This is a genomic window from Bradyrhizobium sp. AZCC 1578, assembly GCF_036924675.1.
In the GTDB taxonomy this organism is placed as follows: Bacteria; Pseudomonadota; Alphaproteobacteria; order Rhizobiales; family Xanthobacteraceae; genus Bradyrhizobium.
The window spans coordinates 418930-442489 of record NZ_JAZHRZ010000001.1 but is presented as its reverse complement, the minus strand read 5'-3'; the positions used below and the strand labels follow the sequence as shown (position 1 = coordinate 442489).

Genomic DNA, 23560 nt, shown 5'->3' with positions numbered 1-23560 from the left:
TCACACCGGACTCTCCGGAGCGTTGCCGATCTAGGTTCAACCTCGGCGCCGATTGACGCACAGGAGCGTCAGTGGAGCGCATCAAGCAGCGCCTTGGCCTCCCGCAGATCAGGGGTATCGAACCCTTCCGTGAACCAGCCATAGGTCGGCGCGAGGAGATCACTGGCCTGCCGGTGCCTGCCCTGATCACGCCAGAGCCGGGCCAAGCTCGTGGTGCCGCGCAACTCCAGCGTCTTCGCGCTCTGGCGACCGGCCACGTCAAGCGCTCGCCGAAAGTACGCTTCCGCTTCGGTCCTGTCGCCGCCTGGCCTCGCCGCCGTCAGCTCCCCAATCAAGCGATAAATTTCCGCCTCCCATCGCCGCTCGCCGGTCTCCTCGACAGCGGCCGCAGCTTCGGCTAGCGCATTCAATCCTTGCTCGATTTCTCCGGCGCGCGCCGAAGCTTCAGCCAGCAGCGCGAGATAAAAGGGCCGACGGATGCGCACGCCCGTGGGCTCGACGGCGACGAGACCGCCGCGAACCTCCGCGATCCCTTCCACAGCCTGTCCGCGTTCCGCGATCGCCCAGCCCCGCAAGATGCTTCCCGCCGCCGCCAGGTGCGGTGCGATGCCATGCTCGGCGCATACCGCGATCGCGGCTTCCGCTTGCTCCCGGGTCGGCTCCGCTTCCCGCCGATGCTGGTAGATCATCGCCGCGTACACAAGCGCGAGAACAAGGCTAAAAGGATGCGACAGCTCCCGAGCCATGCTCACAGCTTCGCGCGCAGCGGCAAGCGCCTGCTCGGGGAAGCCAAGCGGCCACAGCGCGGCTGCCGCGGTGTATCGGTTGCAGACAGCCGCGTCGTGGCTGCCATAGAGGAATTTATGGGCACGGTACGCGTCCGGCCGATAGAGCGCCAATCCCGCCTCGAGATGCGCCCTGCACGCGGTCAGATCCGGGAGATTGAGAAGAGTTGTCCATGCGGCATGATGCGCCTGCAGGAGGAGCGCCGGATCGGCGCTGCGCCGAGCGAGTGCGAACAGCTCGTCCAGCAGATCGCGAGCGGTCTTGAACTCGCAGCGTTGCTGGTAAACGAGCCACAACCCCCAGCTCACGGTAAAGAGCTGCGCCACATCGCCGGCTTGCCGGCATAGGTCACGCGCACGCAAGTAGGCTTGCTCCACCTCCGGTGCCGACCAGCTCTTGGTGCTGATCAGCACCGGCGCAAGCACGAGCTGCAGGTCGAGTTCGCGGCGGGCGCGTTCCGCTGGCTCGGCGATCCGATCGACGAGCATGAGCCCCTTGCGGAGATGGGCGATCGCCTCCGCGTGCGCCGAGCGCTCGGCCGCACGCTGGCCAGCCTTGCGCCAGTAGGCCACAGCGTGTTCCGTGAGGTCAGCCTCGGTGAAGTGGTGCGCCAGCACCTCTGGCTGGGTAGCCGCAATGTCCGCGAACTTCTCCTCGAGCGCCCGGGCGATGCGCGCGTGCAGCGCTTGCCGCTTGCCGCGCAGCAACGTGCCGTAGGCAGTGTCCCGAACGAGGGAGTGCTTGAAGCTGTAAGCCGATGAGCCACGACGGAAAATCAGTTGTGATGCAGCGAGCTGTTCGAGGGCCGATTGCAAGGGCGCCTCCGGCAGCGGCGACACGGTCCGTATCAGATCGTCGGTGAACTCCCGGCCAATGGCCGCACCGCTCTGGGCGATTTCTTTGGCTTCCGGACTGAGACGGTCGAGACGGGCCAGGAGCGAGGCGTGCAGGGTAGCCGGGACGGCGAGTGCACCCGGCGAGGTTCGCGAAAGCACGGCCCTGCCATCCCCTTCGGCTCCCGCTTCTAGCACAGCCTTGGTCAGTTCCTCCACGAACAGCGGCACGCCGTCCGTGCGGTCGACGATCTCATGAACAATCGCAGGGGGAAGCGCCTTGTCGCCGACCACCCGCTCCACGAGGGCGGCGGTGTCACGCCTGTTCAGGCGGCCGAGCGCCAGCATCGTGACGTGCGGCTGGCCGATCCACGGTGGCGGGAACTCCGGTCGGAAGGTGAGGAGTAGCAGAATCGGCAGGTGCTGCACGCGATCGACCATCACCTGCAGGAGCTCGAGCGAGGTCGGGTCGATCCAGTGCACATCTTCGAAGACCCACAGCACGGGGTTGCGCCGAGACAGGTCCTCCATTTGCCGGACCAGCGCCTGAAGCGTGCGCTCCTTCTTCGCTGACGGACTGAGCGACACCGGGCAATAGCGGTCGGAGGGCAACGACAGCAGTTCCGCCAACAGCGGCACGTCCTCGGTGGCGGTCGCTGCGCCCGCCAACAGCGCCTCGAGTTTGTCCAACTTGACCATCGGCGGATCGTCCCGGGTAAACCGGGCCGCCCGCTCCAGTTGCTTGATGACGGGGTACAGCGCGCTGCCCTGGTAGTGCGGCGAGCAGAAGCAGCGCAAGCGCGAGTACGGTTCGGCTTGAAGCTTCTCCTGGAGGGCCGCCACGAGTCGCGATTTCCCGACCCCGGGCTCCGCTGAGAGCAGCACCACCTGCCCCTCCCCAGAGGTCGCGCGCTGCCACCGGCGCAGCAGCAGTTCGAGCTCTTCCTCGCGGCCGACCAGTGGCGTCAGGCCGGCCGAATGGAAGGCTTCAAACCGGCTCTCGACGGCGCTCGACCGGAGCACCTGATAGGCTTGGACCGGCTGCGGAAAGCCCTTCATCGCGACCGTTCCGAGATCGCGGTACTCGAAAAGATCGCCCAGGAGGTGACGCGTCATGGGGCCGACGACAATGGTGTTCGGCTCGCCAAGAGCTTGCAGGCGCGCCGCGAGGTTGGGCGTCTCGCCTACCACGGCGCGTTCCTGTGCTGCGCCCGAGCCAATGAGGTCGCCGACCACGACAAGCCCTGTGCCGATGCCGATCCGGACCCGAAGACTCTCGGACGTTTCCAGTTGGTCGACGGCGTCGATGAGGGCCAAACCGGCGCGCACCGCTCGCTCGGCATCGTCCTCGTGCGCCTGTGGGTAGCCGAAATAAAGCAGTACGCCGTCGCCCATGTACTTGGCGACGAAGCCGTCGAAGCGGGCGACCGTCTCAGCGACGCAGCGGTGATAGGCGCCGATCACTTCGCGTAGGTCCTCGGCGTCAAGACCAGCCGATAGCGCGGTAGAACCCACAAGGTCGCAGAACATCACCGTGAGCTGCCGCCGTTCGGCCGAAGAGACGGCACTCAGGCTTGGTGCCGGCGCGGCGCTCGGGCCTGCCAACTCGGAGGGCTGTGGCAGGCATGCGGCCGCTTTCAATAGCTTCTTGCGCTGGCCAAGCGAGAGACCGAGCTTCTCCAGGTCCGCCTCGCTCAGCTCAGGCAGGATCTTGAGATCGACATCGTTCGCTCGCAACGCGGGTGCGAGCTGCACCAGGCCAAGCGGCGCCAGCCAGCGCTCCAGCTCGTCCACGGCTTCCTCCTCGCTTGTGCGAATTCTACCAGATCGAGCGCGCGCTCCAAAGGGATCTCTGCCGCCTGCAGGAGTTCCGAAAGCGGCAGGTTCGGCTCCGATCCGATAGTCGGGTCGTGGCCATTCGCGTCATTTCGCTGCCGTGGTAACGCGTCGATGTTTATCGATCGTGCTTATCGTTTGCTCTGACGCGCGAGCACGCGGTCCACCATCGCTCCCGCGGTGCCGAGATAATTGGACGGCTCGCACAAGGCAGCGAGTTGGTCGCGCGGCAGGGCCGACGCGATGGTCGGGCGTCGCAGCAGGGCATCGAGCAGCGCGTCGCCACGCTCGAACGCATCGCGGCAGGCGGCATAGACCTCGTCATGGGCCAACTGACGACCGAGCGCGGGCGCGAGCCCCATCATGACCGCCTCCGCCACGATCAGCCCGCGCGTGGCATGGAGGTTTCGCTTCATCGCTTCGGGATCGACGATCAGGCCGGACAGCATGAATTGCGCCTGCGCCAGCGACCCGGCCGTCAGCAAACAGACCTGGGGCAATGCCAGCCATTCGCAGTGCCAGGGCCCGGTGGCGCGCTCGAGATCCTGAACCATGGCATCTAACATCAGCGAAGCGGCGTCGCGCGATGCCTTCGCGTTCGCCAGCAGAATTTCCGAGGAGATCGGGTTGCGCTTCTGCGGCATGGTCGAGGATGCGCCGCGATGCGAGGAGAACGGCTCGAACACCTCGCCGATCTCGGTCGCCATCAGAATCATGACGTCGTAGCCGATCTTGCCGAGAGCGCCGCAGATCACGGCGAGCGTCTGTGCCAGTTCAACCAGTCCGTCGCGGGCGACGTGCCAGGTGATGTCGGGTTCGACCAGACCGAGCACGCGGGCATAGGCGGCACGTACATCCAGTCCGCGATCGCCGAGTGAAGCCAGCGTTCCCGCCGCGCCGCCGAGCTGCGCCTGAAGGGCGCGAGGCTTGACCTGTTCGAGCCGATCGGCCGAGCGCTGCAACGCCGACAGCCAGATCGCTGCCTTGTGCCCGAACGTGATCGGCAGCGCCTGCTGCAGATGGGTTCGGCCGGCCATCGGCGTATCGCGGTGGAGGCGGGCGAGATTGGCAAGGGTTGCCATGACCTCGCCGAGGTGCGCTTCGATCAGCGCGACCGCTTCGCGCAGTTGCAGGACGGTCGCGGTATCCATGATGTCCTGGGTGGTCGCGCCCCAGTGCAGATAGCGGCCGGCCTCGCCGAGTCGCTCCGATAGCTGGCGGACCAGGCCGACGATGGGATAGCCGACGTTCTCGGTGTCGCGCTTCAACTGCTCGATATCGAGCGCGATCGTCGGCGCCTGCCGCGCGATCGCCTCGGCCGCCTCGCGCGGAATCACGCCGGTCTCGCCTTGCGCGGTGGCAAGCGCCACTTCGGCCTGCACATAGGCCTTGAGCTGCGCCTCGTCGGAAAACACCGTCCGCATGGCCGGCGTCGAGAAAACGTCGCGATAGAGGGCGCTGTCGAACATCGTGCTGGCCACGCGCGTGTTTCCTCTCTGCTAAATGTCCGGCCATCTGATTGATACGTACAAATCCGTCAAGCGCGGCCCGCGAAGACCTCGAACGCATGCTCGCGCGCCTGAGGCAGCAGGAGAATTTCGCGCAATCCAAGCTCCCAGAACGCCAATGGCGAGCAGGGGGGCATCCCTACTCGCCATCACTGCGGTTCCTTGGAGGTCGGGTCGGAACGAAAATTTTGCCGTTACGGGGTGCGGTCGGCGGTCACCAGGCGGGCTTCCCTCACCACGGCCTTGGAGCCGGCGGCGCGGAGGCAGGAAGCTTCGAAATTCGGCCAGGCCTGCTGCGAGCAATCCTTGCCGACGTTGCGGATGTCCAGGCGGTCACCCTTGGCAAGCGCCTGCGGCACGCTGGCTTCGACCTGGGGGGCAAAGCCGGGCAAAACGGTCAGCGCGGCGGCAATGAACGCGGCAACAGCGATGGCGGAAAAAGCCTTGATCATGACGGTCCCCTGTCATGGGCCTTCGCGGCCCGTCGTTTCGTTGGGTGGACTTGTAGGGGGCGCAAGTTTCCGGCCGTCTTCGCGGGTGCGGAAAATGGTTTCGTCCGGACCGAGTTTTGTTTCGTCGGCCGGTGGCGGACGAAACATTGCCGGCCCGCCCGAGACGCAGGGTCCCGTAACTGGTTCATTGGCCGACCCGAAGTAAAAACCCCGGACCCGAAGGGAACCTAACCCGGCTTGCCGGGCCGCCCGGGGCGGGGTAGGAGGGGAATATGTCCCGTATCGCGCTCTATCCCGGTTCATTCGATCCCATCACCAACGGCCATCTGGACGTGCTGCGGCACGCCGTTCCGCTTTGTGACCGGCTGATTGTCGCCATCGGCGTCAATTCCGGCAAAAAGCCGCTGTTTTCGATTGAGGAGCGGCTCGAAATGGTCCGTATGACCTGCGAGCCGATTGCGCAAGAAGCCGGCTGTGCCTTCGATTGCACCACCTACGACAACCTCACCGTAGCTGCGGCGCGGCAGGTCGGCGCGACCATCATGATTCGCGGCCTTCGCGACGGAACCGATATGGACTACGAAATGCAGCTTGCCGGCATGAACGAGGTGATGGCGCCAGAGGTGCACACCGTGTTCGTCCCGGCGTCGCCTGTGGTCCGCCCGATCACCGCCACCCTGGTTCGCCAGATCGCCGGCATGGGCGGCGATTTCTCCGCCTTCGTGCCGCCCCAGATTGCCGCGAGGCTGAAGGCCAAGTTCGCGGGCTAACGCGCTTCTACGCGCTTTCCTGTTTCCACATGACCGGAGCTTTCATGATCCGAATTCTCGCCGTTCTCGCCGCGTTGTTCGTTGTGGCCCCCGCGATCGCGCAGCCTCTGCCCGCCAATCTCGACAAGGCGAATGCGATCGTGATCGACACCACCAAGGGCCGCATCGTGATCAAGCTGCGCAACGACATCGCGCCCCAGCATGCCGAACGCATCAAGCTGCTCGCGCGCGAGGGCTACTACAACAACGTGCCGTTCCATCGCGTGATCGAAGGCTTCATGGCGCAGACCGGCGACGGCAAGAATTTCAACGGCACCGGCGGCTCGAAACATCCGAACCTTCCGGCCGAGTTCTCCAACGTACCGTACAAGCGCGGCATCGTCGGCATGGCACGCACCAGCGATCCCAACTCGGCGAATTCGCAGTTCTTCATCATGTTCGCGGAAGGCGCGTCGCTGAACGGCAAATACACGGTGATCGGCGAAGTGGTGTCGGGCATGGACGTGGTCGACAAGATCAAGCGTGGCGAACCGGTCGTCGATCCCGACAAGATGGTGAAGGTGCAAGTCGCATCCGACGTCAAGTGAGGCCATGACGGCGGGCCGCAGCAAGCCATTCGTCTGGTTTGCCGCTGTTCTCGTGTGTCTCGCATCGGGGGCGCATGCGGAGGCTCAGCCGCAGCAACTCGACACCATCAAGGACATATTCGCCAAACTGTATTCCTGCTGGCAGCCGCCGCCTTACTCGCGCGCCAACCCGATGGACATCACGGTCGTCGTCAGCTTCAACCGCGTGGGCGCCATTCTCGGTCAACCCAGGATCACCTACGAATCGGAACGCGCCAGCGATAACGACAGGGTCGCGTACCGAATTGCCGTGATGGAGACATTGCAACGCTGCACGCCGTTGCCATTTACCGAGGGACTGGGCGGTGCGGTCGCCGGCCGGCCTTTCGCGGTCCAATTTAGAACCCGCAAACGTCCACCCAAACCGGAAGAGAAAAACGCATGGCTGATACCGAAAATACTTTGATCCTTGAAACCACCCAGGGCCCCGTCACCATCGAAATGCGTCCCGACCTTGCACCTGGCCACGTCGCTCAGATCAAGAAGCTGGTGCGTGAGGGATTTTACGACGGCATCGTGTTCCATCGCGTCATCGAGGGCTTCATGGCGCAGACCGGCTGCCCGCACGGCACCGGCACCGGCGGTTCCGGCAACAAGCTGAAGGCCGAGTTCAACAAGGAACCGCATGTGCGCGGCACCGTCTCGATGGCTCGCGCCGCGAGCCCGGATTCCGGCGACAGCCAGTTCTTCATCTGCTTCGACGACGCCTCCTTCCTCAACGGCCAGTACACGGTCTGGGGCAAGGTGACGTCGGGCATGGAGAACGTCGACAAGATCAAGCGCGGCGAGCCGGTGCAGAACCCGGACAAGATCGTCAAAGCGCACATGGCGCTGGACGCGGCTTGAGCTTCACAACTCACTCCAATGTCATGCCCCGCGAAGGCGGGGCATCCAGTACTCGCCAGTCTTCGTTATAAGAGCGGTCTGTGAGTACTGGATCGCCCCGCCCCAGTGCGCAATTGCGCACAAGGCGGGCGATGACGGCTTCAGCCAATGCGCACCGATCTCTTCGACTTCGACCTTCCCGCCACCAGTGTCGCGCTGCGGCCCGCGAGCCCGCGCGATGCTGCGCGGATGCTGGTGGTGCAACCCGATGGCGTGCTGCGCGACCGCACCGTCGCTGAGTTGCCGCAATGGCTGGAGCCTGGCGACCAACTGGTCGTCAACGACACCAAGGTTATCTCCGCCCAACTCAAGGGCCGGCGCATCGGCCGCGAGACCGAGCCGAAGATCGAGGCGACGTTGATCAAGCGGCTGGACGGCTCGCGCTGGCGCGCGCTGGTTAGGCCTGCGAAGAAGCTCGCGCCCGGCGACATCGTTCGCTTCGGCAACGAGGGCAAGGTCTGCCTGCTCGGCCATCTCGACGCCGAAGTCGAGGCCAAGGGCGAAGAGGGCGAGATCACGCTGTCGTTTTCGTTTCACGGTCCGGCGCTGGATCAGGCCATCGCCGATCTCGGCACGCCGCCGCTGCCGCCCTATATCGCCTCCAAACGCACGCCCGACGATCGCGATGCCGCCGACTATCAGACGATGTTCGCCGCAAATGAAGGGGCGGTTGCGGCGCCGACGGCGGGACTGCATTTCACGCCTGAGCTCGAGACGGCGCTACGCCGCCACGGCGTCGAATTGCATCGGATAACGCTGCATGTCGGGGCAGGGACCTTCCTGCCCGTGAAGGTGGATGAGACCTCCGAGCACAGGATGCATGCCGAATGGGGATCGATCTCGGTTGATACCGCTGCCGCATTGAATGCCGCGCGCGCGCAGGGCGGGCGCATCATAGCTGTCGGCACCACATCGCTACGGCTATTGGAGAGCGCCACGGCCGAAGACGGCACCGTTCAGCCGTTCGACGGCGAGACCTCGATCTTCATCACGCCGGGCTATCGCTTTCGCGCGGTCGATATCCTCATGACCAATTTCCATCTGCCGCGCTCGACGCTGTTCATGCTGGTGTCGGCGTTCTCCGGTCTGGACACGATGAAGCAGGCTTACGCGCATGCGATCGCAGCCGGCTACCGGTTCTATTCCTATGGCGATGCTTGCTTGCTGTTTCGCGCGCCGGATTGAGGCAAAGCCGGACGTCTTCGCTTGAAAAAGAGGCCCGCCAGTTGGGCGGGCAAAGGTCAGGGAGGAAGCGCTCTGACAATAAAGCGCCAACACCTGTCTCTTTGATTCGGTGGATGTCGCCAAGATCGTATAACTACCGTCTCTCGGCGCATCGGTGCGCGGGAACAACAGGGGCCTTGCATGAACTTTTCCGGCATTTTCGCGCGAATGGTCGCGCTGATCGGCGCCGCGGCGCTGCTGTGGCGACGTCTACAGGGATCCGCGCCCAAAGCGGCCTGGGGCAGCGCGCCGGCAATTCCGGCGGCGAAGCCACAAGGCGCGATCCCGACGCTCAAGATGCCGACGGCGCAGGGCTGGAGTGACGGCGAGACGCCGACCGCGGCGCCCGGGCTCAGGGTCAACGCGTTTGCGACCGGCCTGGACCATCCGCGCTGGATCAACGTGCTGCCCAATGGCGACGTGCTCATCGCAGAAGCCACCCAGATCGCGGGACCGCCTAGGAGCGTGTTCCATTATGCGATGCAGGCAACGATGCGGCGCGCTGCGGCGCTCGGCGTCAGCGCCGACCGCATTACGCTATTGCGTGATCGCGACGGTGACGGCGTTGCGGAGGGGCGCGGGATTTTCATGGAGGGATTGAGCCAGCCGTTCGGCATGGCGCTGGTCGGCGACACCTTCTATGTCGGCAACACCGACGGCGTGGTCGCCTTTCCCTATGTGGCTGGCGCGGACCGCATCACCGCAGAGGGACGAAAACTCGTGACATTCAAGCCCGGCGGGCATTGGACGCGGAGCCTGCTGCCGAGCGCGGATGGCAAAAAGCTCTACGCCGGCGTCGGCTCGCTCAGCAACATCGCCGAGATGGGCATGGAAGTGGAGGAGGGCCGCGCCGCGATCTATGAGCTCGATCTTGCAGCCGGTACGAGCCGTATCTTCGCCAGCGGCCTGCGCAACCCCGTGGGCCTCGCCTGGGAGCCCAACACGGGCGTGCTCTGGACCGTCGTCAACGAGCGCGACGGCCTCGGCGACGAGACGCCGCCGGACTATCTGACTTCAGTGCGCGACGGCGGCTTCTACGGCTGGCCCTATTGCTACTGGGGACAGACGGTGGACGACCGCGTGCCGCAGGACCCGGCCATGGTCGCGAAGGCGATTCAACCCGACTATGCGCTCGGCGGGCACACCGCCTCGCTCGGCCTGTGCTGGATGCCATCAGGCACGCTGCCGGGCTTTCCGGACGGCATGGTGATCGGCCAACACGGCTCCTGGAATCGCAGCACACTGAGCGGCTACGCCGTCGTCTTCGTGCCGTTCGAGAACGGCCGCCCCTCCGGTCCGCCGCGCGATATTCTGACGGGCTTTCTCGCCCCTGACGAGAAAGTCTCCTACGGGAGGCCGGTTGGCGTGACGCTCGGTCCCGACCGTTCGCTACTGGTGGCGGATGATGTCGGCAATGTCATCTGGCGCGTGACGGGCGCGTAGTGGGTAGGGTGGGTAAAGGCCATGACGTTCGAGAATTCAACCAGTTCGTCCAAAGAGTTTTGCACAATAAACCGGCGGACGGCGGCGCTCTCCTCGCCATCTTCGCCGATTTTATGAAATAGACGCAGCTCTATGTTTGGATCATAACATTTGGAAGTAGGGAGGCCCATGAAAAATTCGCGCAAACTGATGCTGCTCGGGTCCGGTGAACTCGGTAAGGAATTCGTGATTTCGGCCCAACGCCTTGGCCTCAATGTGATCGCGGTCGATCGCTATGTCGGAGCACCCGCGATGCAAGTGGCCGATCATTTTGAGGTGATCGATATGCTGAGTGCCACTGATCTTGAACGCGTAGTCGCCGAGCACAAACCTGACATTGTCGTTCCCGAAATCGAAGCTATTCGCACCGAGAAGCTCCTTGAGTTCGAGCAGCGAGGAATTCAAGTCACGCCATCGGCCAAGGCTGCACACCTCACTATGAACCGCGACGCCATTCGTGATCTTGCTGCCAATCAACTGAAACTCAGAACCGCGCGCTTTGCGTATGCGGAATCGCGCGAGGAACTGATTCGCATGAGCGAAGACATTGGCTACCCGAATGTGGTGAAGCCGGTGATGTCGTCGTCTGGCAAAGGCCAAACGGTGGTGAAGCGCGCCGAGGACGCCGGCACGGCTTGGGACTACGCTGTGGAAGGTATGCGTGGTGATAAGGCCAAGGTGATTGTAGAGCAGTTTATTAAATTCGATCTCGAGATCACGCTTCTCACTATCAAGCAAAAGCGTGGGCCGACTCTATTTGTGAATCCGATCGGCCATCGCCAAGAGCGCGGCGACTACCAAGAGTCTTGGATGCCGGCGAAGATCGGCAAAGCGCAGCTCGTGGCCGCGCAGAAGATGGCGAAGAAATTGACCGACGCTCTCGGTGGCGCGGGGATTTTCGGTGTGGAGTTTTTTATTTCAGGCCGCGATGTTTATTTTTCGGAACTGTCACCGCGGCCGCATGATACGGGAATGGTCACGCTCTGCTCGCAGGATCTCAGTGAATTCGATTTGCACCTGCGTGCGGTCCTGGGTTTACCGATCCCCGAAATCACGTATCTCGGTGCTTCTGCATCCGCGGTGATTCTTGCCGATCGGGAAAGCGAGTCGTTTGAAATCAGCGGGCTTGAAAGCGCGCTGAAAGTTAAAAACATTGATGTGCGTTTATTCGGCAAACCCGCAACTCGCAAGTATCGCCGTATGGGCGTGGCCCTTGCGCGCGGCAAATCTACAGACGAAGCCCGCCGCAAGGCTAAGCAAGCGGCGAGCAAAGTGAAGATCAGCTACACTTAGTTGGCGCAGATCAACGTCACGACGTGCTTATGACAGCCGACGGCGCTGCTTTCAACGCGCTATGCGTAGCGGGCGGGCGAGCACCGAAGGGCGGTGCTCGCGCACTTGAGCCGTGCCCGCCATCGTGCCGCATTGTCAGTCTGAGTGGTGGGCACGCTTCCGCTTTGCCCACCCTGCGAGCTCACTTCACGCCATCGCGCGCTGCGGCAGCAGTTCCGCGATCTGGATCGCGTTCAGCGCGGCGCCCTTCAAGAGCTGGTCGGCCGACACGAACATCGAGATCGAGTGGCCGGAGGCGTCGCTGAGGTCCTTGCGGATACGGCCGACGAGAACGTCGTCCTGGCCTGAGGCGTCGATCGGCATCGGGAAATAGTTCTTCGCCCGGTCGTCGACGATTCTGACGCCCGGCGCCTTCGACAGGATCGTGCGCACTTCATCCTCGGTGATCGGCTTTTCGCATTCGAAGGTGATGGCTTCGCAATGGGCGCGCAGCACCGGCACGCGGACGCAGGTGACGCCGATGGCGATCTTGTCGTCCTCGAAGATCTTGCGGGTCTCCTTGATCACCTTGGTTTCTTCGTCGTTGTAGCCGGTCTCGGGATCGATTGCCGTGTTGTGGCTGAACAGGTTGAAGGCGTAGGGATGCTGGATCACCTTGGGTTCAAACGGCCGGCCATCGAGATAGGCGCGGGTCGACTCCACCAGCTCCTGCATCACGGCGGCACCACCGCCGCTCGCCGCCTGATAGGTCGACAGGATGACGCGCTTGATGCGGTTGGCCTTGTGGATCGGCCACAGTGGCACCAGTGCCGTGATCGCCGAACAGTTCGGAACGGCGATGATGCCCTTGTGCTCGCGGATGCGGCCCGCGTTGATCTCCGGAATCACCAGCGGCACGTTCGGGTCCATGCGGAAGGCAGAGGAATTGTCGATCACGACCGCGCCGGCCTTGACGGCCGCGGGCGAGAACTTCCGGGAGGTGCCGGCACCGGCCGAGAACAACGCAATGTCGACGCCCTCGAACGACTTTTCCGTGAGTTCCTCGATCACGATCTTCTCGCCGCGGAAATCGATGGTCTTGCCGGCCGAGCGGGCGCTCGCCAGCGCCTTGAGCTTGCGGACGGGAAAGTTGCGCCTGTCCATGGTGGCGATGAATTCGGCGCCGACCGCGCCGGTCACGCCGGCAATGGCTACAACGGGTTCGTGGCTCACGGGTCTATCCTCTGGTTGAGCATCGATGCTGCGGGCAATAAAAAAGCCCCGGTCCTTTTCAGGCGGGGCTTCGGTTCAGATAATGCGATCGTTCGACTACGCGCGCACGGCTCCCGAGCCCCCGGAGGGTGCTTTGGTTTTCGTGGTCGCTTTGGTCGAGATCGTCATGGCGCGGACTTATGCGGCAGACGGGCACTGCCGTCAACGGCTTTTCGCCTCATCCGGGCTGCAACGGGGGCAGACGAGCCAGCATCATCGCCGCCTTGCGGCGCCGGGAGGCTCGAGGATCACCGCTTTCAGGTCGTTGCCACTCATGACGACGATCGCGAAATTCAGCCGGCCGCGTTCGCGGATCAGGCCGCCGCTGATGGCCTTGCCCGACGCCGCGTGCTCGGCCACGCGGACGGCATCTGCCAGGCGCTGCCGGATCGTCTTGAGTGCAACGAGGTTGCTGCGGTCCGCGGCATCGAACTCCTTCAGGGGCAGGGCGGCTTCGCCGCCGACGATCTTGCCAGTCGTGGCGTCGATGGCGTGGTGCCAGATGCGGTCGTTGTGAAGGGTCTTGACGCGGAAGACCGGTGAATCCGGCGCGCCGTCGAAGCTGACATCGGCGGTCGTCGCGCCGGCATGCAGGGCTTCGGCAATCGCCATCGCCTGGCTCAGCGAGACCGCCGACCCGCGGAAAAGCGCCAGCTCGCGGCTGACCGTCTGCTGGTCGGACGCGGCGCCATCGCCGCCCTCGTTGCGGAGGGAGGCTGGCTCGCCGGTCGACGGCGCGGCGGCATAGACCGGGGCAGGCAGGATGAACGCCACCAGGATGGCTGCAAGCAAATGTCTCCAGGATCTCGGCGCATGCATCGTTGCAGTCTCCATCGATGAGCCTGTCTCTGCCGGCGTTGGGCCGGATCGCCTCGAAGAAAGCGCGGCCGACCCTTTGGAGGTATTCGGGCCGGCCGCGGAACGCCGCAAAGGTACCGCCGCTTGCGGCGATCGAAGCGGTGCGAGCCCCCGCTGGGACCAGTGAAAGCGGAAGCCTGCACTCGCTTATAATAAAACCATACCGTATCGTTTTGTTTTGGTCAACGATGCCGCCATGGGGTAACGCACGTGAAATGCCGTTCTCACGGAATTGTCAGCGGGAGGGACGTCGCCGAACGGTTCCCTTAACGGTTCCCTTGGGAACGGACTGAACGCGGCTCGCTGGCCCAAGCGCACCGGCCAGGAACAGCCTGATCGCCAAGCGCATGCGTTTTTCGGCAGACTTCATCTCCAGCGGCGTTCCGAACGTTGCCATGCGGTGGGTGTGACCGACGACCACGTCGAGAAAGACCTCTGCCGCGATGCCGGTATCCTCGACGTCCATGGCGCCCTGTGCGACCAAATGATCAAAGAAGCGCGCGGTCGTGGAAACCGCCTTCAACCAGCCCTCTTCCTTGCCAAGTTTGGCAATGTCGGGAAAGTTGATGGCCTGCGCCGTCATCATGCGGCTGAACGCAACGGCATCGGGCCCGCAGGTGAACGTCAGCATCTCGCGCCCGACTTCTATCAGGCGCTGCTCGACCGAAATGTCCGAGGAACGCGTGAGCTGCCCCTCCGCCGCCTCGGCAAGCGGCGCAAGCCAACGGTCAATTTCGCGCCTCAACACCTCCGCAAACAGTCCGCGCTTGTCGCCGTAGCGCGAATAGACGGTGGGCTTGCTGACCCGGGCTGCTTCCGCGACCGCATCGAGCGAGGTCGCATCATAGCCCCGGTCCAAGAAAAGACGGGTGGCGACTTCGATCAGCCGCTGATCGCGCTCGATGGCGGCGCTCTTCGTCGGCCGGCCGCCGCGCGACTTCGGGACGTCTCGTCTTGCCGGTCTGGCCTTGGTCGCAGTCAATCCCATCCCCATCGATTCCTGCGCGATCGTGATATCAGTCATTGCTCTATAACGCGCAGTAACAGGGGCGTCATCGCGAATCTGGCCGAATTGGCCATATCGTCAACGGTCCCGGCAGGTCGCCGTTCCGCTCCCGCGCGGCTCACGGAAGCGTCGAGGTCCAGGCGCGGCCCGATGCAGCCTTCTCATAGCCGTACTGATAGAGGGCGCGCATATAGGCGGTGTCGAATCCCTCCGAGGGCGCGGCGGGATAGTCGCGCTCAATATAGGACAAATGGAAGCCCCACCGATTGCGCTTGGCGAAATCGTAGGTCGAGAAGATGACCGAGCGCGTCTGGGACTGGGTGATCGACGACAGGCTGCGCGAGGCGACGTCGATCGTGCTGTTGGACACGAGCTCAAAAGTTCGTTCGAGCTTCTTGTTGACGAGGATGTAGATGTTCATCCGGCTGTTTCCGGGCAGACGTCCCTGGAAGAGCAGGGCATCCGGCAGCGTCAGGACAGGAGCGGTCACGCCGCCGTCGACATGCATCTCCTCAAAGCGCCGGCCCTGGCCCTCGGCTTCGATCAGGATCGGCGGGAAGACCAGGGGAATGCTGGCGGAGGCCGCCATCACGTCGCGAAACAGGCGCAGCGCCTCGGGCGAACCGACGGCTGCGATTTTCCCCATGTCCCAAACGACCGTACGTTGGGTGTCGAGATCGGTCGTCACCACCAGGAGTTTTCGGCCCTTGGCATTTTCGCGCGCAACGGCGGCCAGGATCTCCGGCCCGACATAGCGGGCCACCAGCTCGCGCAGTCGCTTATTGCCGAACAGGCCGGAGCCGAAGAGCACGCGAATGATGCTAGGATCAGCGAGCAAGCTCTCTGCTATGCCGCTGGTGTAGACCTCCCACAGCGTGTCGTCGTATTGGGATCCGAGAAACGCAAAAGGCGCAATCAGGCCGCCGGTGCTTACGCCTGAGACGACCGAGAAGGTCGGGCGGGTTCCGGCTGCGGCCCAGCCGTTCAACACGCCCACGCCGTAGGCGCCATCGGCGCCGCCGCCGGAGAGCGCGAGATAGGTCTTGGTTGAGGAGAACTGGTCTTTCTCGAAGCGGAATTTTGTAACGGGTTCGTCGGTGTAGCGCCGCAGGCCGTCGATATCGAGCACGCGGGCGCTAGAGGCATCGGCAGCGCTGTAGGGCGTCCGCGGCACCGACGTGCAGGCGGCAGCCGCGAGGCTGCACAGCAAGACGGCTGACCTGAGCAGGCGTGAGGCGGGCCACCGGGGCCGACTGTTGAAGAGGATTGATCCAGTCAGGAAAGAGGGGGAGGGCATTCGCCGTCAGTCACTGTACACACGCACTTGCCGCCGCCGGCCTCATCGCTAGCGGCGTTTCGTGCCTCGCTCATAAAACTATACGGTATCGTTTTGTTTAACAAGAGAGGCTGAGGGCGCTCACGTCGATGTAGACTTCTTGCACGAACTGCCTGGCCTTCTTCAGCGCGGCCGCCGCCGTGATGCGGCCGAGATTTTCGCGGGCCCCTTCATGGTTGCCACTGACCCGGTATTTCAGTTTAGGCATGGAGGACGGCCACCGCGATCACCACGATCGCAAGCAGCAGCGGGATGATGACGGGCGGTACGATCCACTCGGCCAGGCGAAGCTGCCGCAAGGGGATGCTCCTCCGCTTTGTGGCGGGAGCGCGCGCGGCCCTCAGTCACCGGTGGATGCCGTGGGAAATGCGGTGATGGCTGACCCTACGCTGATGTTCCAGCCATAGCGAACGCCAAAACGCTTCGCGCCGGCCGCGGCAAGAGCGCGCAGGAAGCGACAAGGAACTGCCTCCATTCGCCGCGCGGCAAGAAAGCGATGGCTATTGCGGCGGAGGGGGCGCATGCTGCTCTGCGGGCAGCGCCGGCGCCGGCACTTTTGCGAAAGGCAGGCGCGCATGACCATCCGTTCCCGACGTGAAGTCGTCACCTTCAAACATCCGTTCCGGATCAAGGGCATCGATCGCCTGTTGTCCGCGGGCGCCTACGAGGTCGTCACCGATGAGGAGACGATCGACGGCCTTTCGTTCGCGGCGTTCCGCCGCGTCGCCACCATGATCAAGGTGCCGGCGGAAGGCTCGCGCGGGTTGGCGATGGAGGTGGTCTCGATCGGCCCGGTCGATTTGTCGGACGCCCAGCGCATCGACGCGAGCACATCCGATGACTGACGAACCACTTGACCTCGACAGCCACCGCGGCATGGCGGCGCAGAAAGCGACCGACATCCGCCGCGCGCTGGCGGAAGTCGAGACCCATGCGCGGGAGCTGCGCGAACGGCGGGCCGAGATCGAAGATCACCTCCTGGCGTTTCCCGCCGCGTCGTGGCCGGAGGCGGCCGCCAAGGCGCGCTACATCCTGAAGCTGTATGCTGCAGGACTGGCGCCGGAAGACACAAGGCATCGCGACCTCGTCGCGGCCATCCTCGAGGACTTTGCCCGGCTCACTGAGCAGGGCTGAGGTAAACGACGGTTGGGATCACGGCGCCGCGTCTAAGGAGTAGGTCACATGACGCTCACGCACGGACGCTTCATCAGTTACGAGTACGACAGGATGGTGGTGCTGTTCTCAATGCTCGACGGCAACAGGGAGATCCCTTGCGCGGTCTCGACCTCCGCCATGGATGAGCTGGATGGTGTGGTGCGCGCGAGAGCGGGCCAGCGTGAGGGGCAATTCATGCGGTTGCGCGAGCGCATCGAGGCGTGCGCCGCCAGCAAATATCGGGCGACCGAGTTCGAGGGAACGCCGCCCGGAATTGTCCTGCGCAGCATCGATTTCCGAAAGCTGCGATAAGACCGCGCGGCTCGCCGCGGCACATGGGGACGTGCTGCTGTCGGGGTTAGCGACCGCTCTATGCGCTCGGCAGCACGCAAGCGAACGCCCGCTGGCAGATCCGCTGGAGGCGGTTCATCGTTTCCCGCAGCCGACGCGAAGGTTTCCAAGAGCTTCGGACTAGCCATAGGGTGGCTCAAGCCCCATATAGCTAGTATCACTGATCGTAAAAAGGCTTCAGTGACTGAGAGACCTTACCGTGCTCCCGCCGCCCAACAGGAGGGAGCCCATGAATTCGATCATCTATCCATTGCATTTTCAGCGAAGGTTCGAGCGCCGCTGGGCTTCTAGAATGGTCAGCGAGCCGCGCCGCTCTCCATCACGAGGGACCAATACCTGCAGCTGCGGACAACTTGTCACTGCCCCGGTCAGTTCAACCTATTTGCCAACGGGCGTTGTCAACGAATGGCGGTGTTCCGCTTGCGGCAACAACTGGGAGACGATTGCTGATCCCGGCGTGGGTTCAACGAAGCCAGCTCAATGAGCCATTGGCCTGCCTTGTGCTCGGCAGAGGCAGCGCGGCGGTGACCGAAGCCGCCCCATAAAGGCGGCTCTGACACGACGGCGAATGTCCGATAGGGGTCAATCGCTACTGAAATGGGGTGTCCGCGCGACGTCCGCTTTCCTCCCAATAGCTACCGTAATATCGCGCCGCAATAACTGAGGCAAAGTGCCGAGTTTTATCCAGCAGCAAGGGAGCCCGAGTGCTTCCGTGTTGGGCACCAAGCGTCAGATTTCATCCACTGGGCGGTTGATTGGCCGTTCTCGGCACGCAATAAGCAGCGCCATGAGTCTTCCCAATCATTTCGAATTGCTCGCCACCAACGGCCAGGCCCGCACCGGCCGCCTGACCACGCCGCATGGCGTGGTGCAGACGCCTGCCTTCATGCCGGTCGGCACCGCCGGCGCGATGAAGGGCATGCACTGGCGCGAGGTGCGCGATGCCGGCGCCGACATCGTGCTCGGCAACACCTACCATCTGATGCTACGGCCGGGCGCCGAGCGGATCGCTGATCTCGGGGGCCTGCAGGTCTTCACCGGCTGGAACGGCCCGATGCTGACCGACTCCGGCGGCTTCCAGGTGATGTCGTTGTCGGACCTGCGCAAGGTGAGCGAAAAGGCCGTGACGTTTCGCTCGCATATCGACGGCGCCAAGGTCGAGCTGTCGCCGGAGCGTTCGATCGAGGTGCAGCGGCTGCTCGGCGCCGACATCGCCATGCAGATGGACGAGTGCGTGCGGCTGCCGGCGTCGCGCGACGACATCGAACGCGCGATGCGGCTGTCCCTGCGCTGGGCGGAGCGCAGCAAGCGCGCCTTCGAGAGCGCGCCTGATGGTTACATGTTGTTCGGGATCGTGCAGGGCGGCGACATTCCCGAGATGCGCCACATCAACGCGCGTGAATTGGTGGATATCGGTTTTCACGGCTACGCGATCGGCGGGCTTGCCGTGGGTGAGCCACAGGCGGTGATGCTTGCGATGATCGAGGAAACGGCGCCGACGCTGCCCGCGGATCGTCCGCGCTATCTGATGGGCGTCGGCACGCCCGAGGATTTGCTGGAGGCGGTGGCGCGCGGCATCGACATGTTCGATTGCGTGCTGCCGACCCGGAACGGGCGTCACGGCATGGCATTCACCCGCTTCGGCCAGATCAATCTGCGCAACGCCCGTCATGCCGACGATCCGCGGCCGCTCGACGAGGAGAGTGAGTGGCCCTCGGCGCGCAACATCTCACGCGCCTATTTGCATCATCTGGTGAGGTCAGGAGAGACGCTCGGCGCGATGCTGTTGTCGGAAATCAACGTGGCCTATTACCAGCATCTGATGCGGGGCATGCGCGACGCGATCACCGCCGGCACGTTCGAGACTTTCCAAAAACAAACGCGCGCGGGATGGGCGAAGGGTGATATACCGCCGCGCTAGGGAGCGGATTGGCCAGGGCGCAACTCGACCTTCAAGTTGAAGTCGCTGGAGCGGGTGCGGACCTTCGGCCAAGCAGAATGATCGCCAGGGCCAGAAACTGAACCACTGCAATGAGCGCGAACGGCAATTGATAATTGGCCGTCGTGTCACGCATGGCGCCAATGATTGCAGGTGCGAATGCAAATACCCCTTGGTTGATCGCGATAATGAGCGCCACTGCGGTGCCGACATCCTCGCGTTCGAACTCCTTCTGCACGATCAACGGCGGGAGTGACGTCAGATTGCCGATGCCGAGACCGAAGAGAACGCATCCGAGCGTAAGACCCACCCATCCAGTACTGAAAATCAGCCATAGGACGCCGCCAATCTGCACGGCAAAGTTGATCGCAGCCGCGAAACGGCGATCATGCTCACCGATCCATTTCCCAGCCAGCGTTCGGCCTATGATGGCACATATCGTAGCCAGGCTGACAAGAAACCCAGCGTAGCTAATCCCAAGGTCCGGCGTCAGACGAGCTACCAGGTGAGCGAGCAGGCCGATCTGTGCGAACAGGCCAAGCGAGAAGGCGGCCGAAATCGTGATGAAGCGTGAGGTTCGAATGATCTCGGTGCGTGTTCGTCGTGGCCTTTGGCTCGGTGCTGCCCTATGCGATGCATCGCCGTCTGGAGCCAGGCCCATTTGGCCGGGCGATTTAGCCAGGAACCTGACGCAGAGATATGCAACCATAGCCACCATGCAGCCTCCGACGAGGAGCGCCGCTGATGGGAATCCGATCGATCGTATCAGGTGGACCCATATCGGCACGAACAGCACGCCGCCGACGCTGGCGCCGTTGAATGCCAGGGCGATCGCCATCGGCCGGTCGCGATCGAACCATTTTGCCACGATAGCGTTCAGCGCTGCTCCGCTCGTCATGGCCCAACCAGCCCCGCTCGGGATGGTCGCGACGAACAACTGCCATGGCTCGCGTGCGCCGGACCATGAAATCAGGCCCGTCGCCGTCGCGACCGCCCCAATGAACGTCGTTATGGCGATCCCCAGTCGGCGATGAATCTCCGGCAGATAGGCTATGATGATTGCGCTGACCAAGAAGTGAGCCGTGATGGCCATTGAAATCTTCGAGATCGGCCAACCTCGCGATTCGTGCAGCCATTGGAGAAATACCGAAGGGCCGTAGAACCCGATGCCCCAGGCGAACACGGCGATCGCAAACGCCGACCAGGCAACCGACCATCCAAAGAAGCGGCTCGCCGCGACCATTGTCTCCGTTCTCCCGAAACATAAGATGAGCACGACGTAGCATCAGGAGCGCGCAATGGCTCGCCGCAAACGGACTCCGTCGTCGGCAAGGACGGAGCTTGGTGATCTGGACGTCGCAGCCTGCGAGCGGGCTCGCGTCAGCCGTGATCGACGGTTCGATGGTCGGTTCTTCTCAGGTGTCAGGACAACGCGCATTTACTGCCGGCCGGTCTGTCCGGTTCGCCCCGCGAAGGCGGAGAACGTGTCCTTTTATCCATCTGCAGCGGCGGCGGAGCGTGCCGGATTTCGGCCGTGCCTGCGGTGCCGGCCGGAGACGGCGCCATTCTCTCCGGCATGGAAGGGCTCATTGGCGACGGTCGAACGCGCGATGCGGCTGATCGCCAGGGGCGCACTCGATCGGGCGACTGTTGAAGCGCTCGCGGCCCGGGTTGGCGTAGGGGCGCGGCATCTATCTCGATTGTTCGACAAGCATCTCGGCGCGAGCCCCGGTCAGGTTGCCAAGACGGCACGGGTACAGCGGGCGAAGCGACTTTTAGATGATACCAAACTGCCGATGACCGAGATTGCGTCGCTGGCTGGCTTTCGCAGCCTGCGCCGCTTCAATGCGGTCTTTGCGGAGGTCTACAAGCGTCCGCCGAGTGAAATTCGGCGGACGCCGCGGAACGTTTAGAAACTTCAGGGCCTATGCGGGATGGTCGCACTTCGCACAGAACCGATCGCCGCCGCCGGCACGTTCGAGACTTTCCAAAAACAAACGCGCGCCGGATGGGCGCGCGCTGACATAGCTCCGAGATAGCTTGAATCAATTACAGGCGAACCTCTTGACCGAATGCTTGGTCACGAAGCCGTAACCGCAGGTGTCACAGGTCCAGAGATAGCTGATCACGTTGTCCTGCAGGTAGGCGGAGGCTTCCGCGGCCACCATCGTGTCGGCACACACGGGGCAGGTCGGCAAATCACAGCCACGCGGATCGGGCCTGGACGCTAGGGTCGACAGGATTTCAGCAATAGCTGGCATCGTGACCTCCGTGCGATCTGAACCTCAGGCCCAGCTCCCAACCAAAGTATAAGCAGAAATCTTTGACGATGTCGCAACACAAATGCGTTGATTTCACGATATTTAGCGAAGTTCTTGTTTTGCGATGCAGCGAATTCTTCGTTCCGGCAATTCCGGCTTGCGCATCGACGTGGCCGCCTCCTAAGTAGGAGAGCGCTTTTTCCCCGCACATGATCGCTTTGGGAGTGTCGAGATGGATGCGTCGTCAGCCGCGAGTGCAGTGCAACGTCCGGGGCGGGGACGGGTCTTCGACTCCATCGTCGATGCGATCGGTGACACGCCAATCGTTCGTCTGCGCAAATTGCCGGAGGCACATGGTGTTAGCGCAACCATCCTGGCCAAGTTGGAATATTTCAATCCCGCCGCGAGCGTCAAAGACCGCATTGGCGCGGCGATGGTGATCGCGATGGAAAAGGCCGGTGTGATCAACGCCGACACCGTGCTGATCGAGCCGACCTCGGGCAATACCGGCATTGCGCTGGCATTCGTCGCGGCTTCACGCGGCTACCGGCTGAAGCTTGTGATGCCGGAATCGATGTCGATCGAGCGGCGCAAGATGCTGGCGTTCCTCGGCGCCGAGATCATCCTCACGCCCGCCGCGCAGGGCATGAAGGGCTCGATCGCAACCGCCGAGGAACTGGTGCGGAGTACGCCCAACGCCGTGATGCCGCAACAGTTCAAGAACCTCGCCAACCCCGAAATTCATCGCCGCACCACGGCGGAAGAGATCTGGAACGACACCGGAGGCAACATCGATTTCTTCGTTGCCGGCGTCGGCACCGGGGGCACCATCACCGGCGTCGGACAGGTCCTGAAACCGCGCAAGCCGTCGTTGCGGATCGTTGCCGTCGAGCCGGAGGAAAGCCCGGTGCTGGGCGGCGGCCAACATACGCCGCACAAGATCCAGGGCATCGGCGCCGGCTTCATTCCGGACATTCTGGATCGCTCTGTGATCGATGAGATCGTCAGGGTCAACGGCCCCACCGCGATCGAAATCTCGCGTGCGCTGGCGCGCATGGAGGGCATTCCAGGCGGCATCTCCTCGGGCGCTGCGATCGCGGCGGCGCTTGCGATCGGCAAGCGTCCCGAGAGCGACGGCAAGACCATTCTGGCTGTCGTGCCGTCATTCTCCGAACGATATTTGTCGACGGCCTTGTTTGAAGGAATTTAGCGATGGCGGACCAGCCGCGGCGGCCGAGAACCCTGAACGATGCGCGCACCGAGGCGGAGGCCGCGTTCAAGCGCGCGACCGCGAAGGTGGCGCAGGCACCCGCCAAACAAGCCACCGTTCCCGGCGTGCGCGAGCAGGTCACGCTGCGGATCGATCAGGACGTGCTGGAATGGTTTCAGGAGGGTGGTCCGGGTTGGCAGGATCGCATCAACGAGGCGCTGCGAAAGGCTGCAGGCAAGTAGGAGCGCCTTAGCTTGATGAGGTTAGGTCGGATTGCGACCGCGACGGGATTGCGCCTCCCTCTCCCGCTTGCGGGGGAGGGCTGGGGTGGGGTGTCTCCGCAATTGACACTCCCCGTGTGGAGAGAGCCCCACCCGGCGCTCCGCGCCGACCTAAGAGCGAGCTTCGCTCGTCTCGACCCTGCAAGCGGGAGAGGTGAAGCAAGTCTGCGGCCAATCGATCTAACCAAGTGTCATCAAGCTATAGGCTTATTGGTTT

The 23560-nt window shown here is 63.4% G+C and carries 25 protein-coding genes; 15 read left to right on the top strand and 10 right to left on the bottom strand.

Features of this window, described 5'->3' with window-relative positions:
- Positions 1–68 precede the first annotated feature (68 nt).
- The 3 genes from V1290_RS02330 to V1290_RS02320 form a co-directional block, all read right to left on the bottom strand.
- Entirely contained in the window at positions 69–3413 is a 3345-nt protein-coding gene (locus V1290_RS02330; protein WP_334362811.1) for an adenylate/guanylate cyclase domain-containing protein, read from the bottom strand.
- Positions 3414–3586: 173 nt separating this feature from the next.
- Entirely contained in the window at positions 3587–4924 is a 1338-nt protein-coding gene (gene pcaB, locus V1290_RS02325) for a 3-carboxy-cis,cis-muconate cycloisomerase (RefSeq protein ID WP_334368909.1), read from the bottom strand.
- Between the two features lie 233 nt (positions 4925–5157).
- Positions 5158–5415, bottom strand: a complete 258-nt coding sequence (locus tag V1290_RS02320; protein WP_334362810.1) for a hypothetical protein — start codon at positions 5413–5415, stop codon at positions 5158–5160.
- A gap of 272 nt (positions 5416–5687) precedes the next feature.
- Between V1290_RS02320 and coaD the strand changes: the two genes are divergently transcribed.
- The 7 genes from coaD (at position 5688) to purT (ending at position 11695) form a co-directional block, all read left to right on the top strand.
- A complete protein-coding gene (gene coaD, locus V1290_RS02315; RefSeq protein ID WP_334362809.1) occupies positions 5688–6185 on the top strand; it encodes a pantetheine-phosphate adenylyltransferase in 498 nt (165 codons plus the stop codon).
- 44 nt (positions 6186–6229) lie between these two features.
- Complete coding sequence (locus tag V1290_RS02310) at positions 6230–6772, top strand: peptidylprolyl isomerase (protein ID WP_028345954.1); 543 nt, start codon at positions 6230–6232, stop codon at positions 6770–6772.
- Between the two features lie 4 nt (positions 6773–6776).
- Positions 6777–7217 carry a hypothetical protein gene (locus V1290_RS02305; RefSeq protein ID WP_334362808.1) on the top strand — a complete coding sequence of 147 codons (441 nt, stop codon included), beginning with the start codon at positions 6777–6779 and terminating at the stop codon, positions 7215–7217.
- Positions 7193–7657, top strand: coding sequence for a peptidylprolyl isomerase (locus V1290_RS02300; protein WP_334362807.1), 465 nt, complete (start codon positions 7193–7195; stop codon positions 7655–7657). The genes V1290_RS02305 and V1290_RS02300 overlap by 25 nt, the downstream gene beginning before the upstream one ends.
- A 147-nt stretch (positions 7658–7804) precedes the next feature.
- Complete coding sequence (gene queA / locus V1290_RS02295) at positions 7805–8881, top strand: tRNA preQ1(34) S-adenosylmethionine ribosyltransferase-isomerase QueA (RefSeq protein WP_334362806.1); 1077 nt, start codon at positions 7805–7807, stop codon at positions 8879–8881.
- A gap of 180 nt (positions 8882–9061) precedes the next feature.
- On the top strand, positions 9062–10363 hold the full coding sequence (locus tag V1290_RS02290) for a PQQ-dependent sugar dehydrogenase (RefSeq protein ID WP_334362805.1): 1302 nt from the start codon (positions 9062–9064) through the stop codon (positions 10361–10363).
- 168 nt (positions 10364–10531) lie between these two features.
- Positions 10532–11695: a formate-dependent phosphoribosylglycinamide formyltransferase gene (purT, locus tag V1290_RS02285; protein WP_334362804.1), complete on the top strand. Its 1164-nt coding sequence runs from the start codon at positions 10532–10534 to the stop codon at positions 11693–11695.
- Between the two features lie 186 nt (positions 11696–11881).
- Here the strand turns inward: purT and V1290_RS02280 are convergent, their stop codons facing one another.
- From V1290_RS02280 to V1290_RS02260, 5 genes are all read right to left on the bottom strand, one after another.
- Entirely contained in the window at positions 11882–12907 is a 1026-nt protein-coding gene (locus V1290_RS02280; protein WP_334362803.1) for an aspartate-semialdehyde dehydrogenase, read from the bottom strand.
- A gap of 252 nt (positions 12908–13159) precedes the next feature.
- Positions 13160–13738, bottom strand: a complete 579-nt coding sequence (locus V1290_RS02275) for a PepSY domain-containing protein (RefSeq protein WP_334362802.1) — start codon at positions 13736–13738, stop codon at positions 13160–13162.
- A gap of 301 nt (positions 13739–14039) precedes the next feature.
- Positions 14040–14792, bottom strand: a complete 753-nt coding sequence (locus V1290_RS02270) for a TetR/AcrR family transcriptional regulator (RefSeq protein ID WP_334368908.1) — start codon at positions 14790–14792, stop codon at positions 14040–14042.
- Positions 14793–14928: 136 nt separating this feature from the next.
- Positions 14929–16020 carry a patatin-like phospholipase family protein gene (locus V1290_RS02265; RefSeq protein ID WP_334362801.1) on the bottom strand — a complete coding sequence of 364 codons (1092 nt, stop codon included), beginning with the start codon at positions 16018–16020 and terminating at the stop codon, positions 14929–14931.
- Positions 16021–16204: 184 nt separating this feature from the next.
- Positions 16205–16354 carry a hypothetical protein gene (locus V1290_RS02260; RefSeq protein WP_334362800.1) on the bottom strand — a complete coding sequence of 50 codons (150 nt, stop codon included), beginning with the start codon at positions 16352–16354 and terminating at the stop codon, positions 16205–16207.
- 367 nt (positions 16355–16721) lie between these two features.
- On the opposite strand from V1290_RS02260, the gene V1290_RS02255 reads away from it, so the two are divergent.
- The 5 genes from V1290_RS02255 to tgt all read left to right on the top strand — a co-directional run bounded on the left by V1290_RS02255 (position 16722) and on the right by tgt (position 19573).
- Complete coding sequence (locus V1290_RS02255) at positions 16722–16991, top strand: hypothetical protein (RefSeq protein WP_334362798.1); 270 nt, start codon at positions 16722–16724, stop codon at positions 16989–16991.
- Positions 16984–17280 (top strand): hypothetical protein, encoded by a 297-nt coding sequence (locus V1290_RS02250; RefSeq protein WP_213288844.1) that lies wholly within the window; start codon positions 16984–16986, stop codon positions 17278–17280. The genes V1290_RS02255 and V1290_RS02250 overlap by 8 nt, the downstream gene beginning before the upstream one ends.
- Positions 17281–17328: 48 nt before the next feature.
- Positions 17329–17613 carry a DUF1488 domain-containing protein gene (locus tag V1290_RS02245; RefSeq protein WP_334362797.1) on the top strand — a complete coding sequence of 95 codons (285 nt, stop codon included), beginning with the start codon at positions 17329–17331 and terminating at the stop codon, positions 17611–17613.
- Positions 17614–17881: 268 nt separating this feature from the next.
- Positions 17882–18136: a hypothetical protein gene (locus V1290_RS02240; RefSeq protein WP_334362796.1), complete on the top strand. Its 255-nt coding sequence runs from the start codon at positions 17882–17884 to the stop codon at positions 18134–18136.
- Between the two features lie 303 nt (positions 18137–18439).
- Positions 18440–19573: a tRNA guanosine(34) transglycosylase Tgt gene (tgt, locus tag V1290_RS02235; RefSeq protein ID WP_334362795.1), complete on the top strand. Its 1134-nt coding sequence runs from the start codon at positions 18440–18442 to the stop codon at positions 19571–19573.
- A gap of 31 nt (positions 19574–19604) precedes the next feature.
- Here tgt and V1290_RS02230 read toward each other — a convergent pair whose 3' ends face one another.
- Entirely contained in the window at positions 19605–20774 is a 1170-nt protein-coding gene (locus V1290_RS02230; protein WP_334362794.1) for an MFS transporter, read from the bottom strand.
- A 115-nt stretch (positions 20775–20889) separates the two neighbouring features.
- Here V1290_RS02230 and V1290_RS02225 point away from each other — a divergent pair, with 115 nt between their 5' ends.
- Entirely contained in the window at positions 20890–21504 is a 615-nt protein-coding gene (locus V1290_RS02225) for a bifunctional transcriptional activator/DNA repair enzyme AdaA (RefSeq protein WP_334362793.1), read from the top strand.
- Between the two features lie 132 nt (positions 21505–21636).
- On the opposite strand, the gene V1290_RS02220 is transcribed toward V1290_RS02225, so the two are convergent.
- The gene (locus tag V1290_RS02220; RefSeq protein ID WP_057845369.1) at positions 21637–21852 is read right to left on the bottom strand and encodes a hypothetical protein; all 216 of its coding nucleotides are present in this window, start codon (positions 21850–21852) and stop codon (positions 21637–21639) included.
- Positions 21853–22084: 232 nt separating this feature from the next.
- On the opposite strand from V1290_RS02220, the gene cysK reads away from it, so the two are divergent.
- Both cysK and V1290_RS02210 read left to right on the top strand, forming a co-directional pair.
- Positions 22085–23062 carry a cysteine synthase A gene (gene cysK, locus V1290_RS02215; protein ID WP_334362792.1) on the top strand — a complete coding sequence of 326 codons (978 nt, stop codon included), beginning with the start codon at positions 22085–22087 and terminating at the stop codon, positions 23060–23062.
- Positions 23063–23064: 2 nt separating this feature from the next.
- A complete protein-coding gene (locus V1290_RS02210; protein ID WP_334362791.1) occupies positions 23065–23304 on the top strand; it encodes a BrnA antitoxin family protein in 240 nt (79 codons plus the stop codon).
- Positions 23305–23560 lie beyond the last annotated feature (256 nt).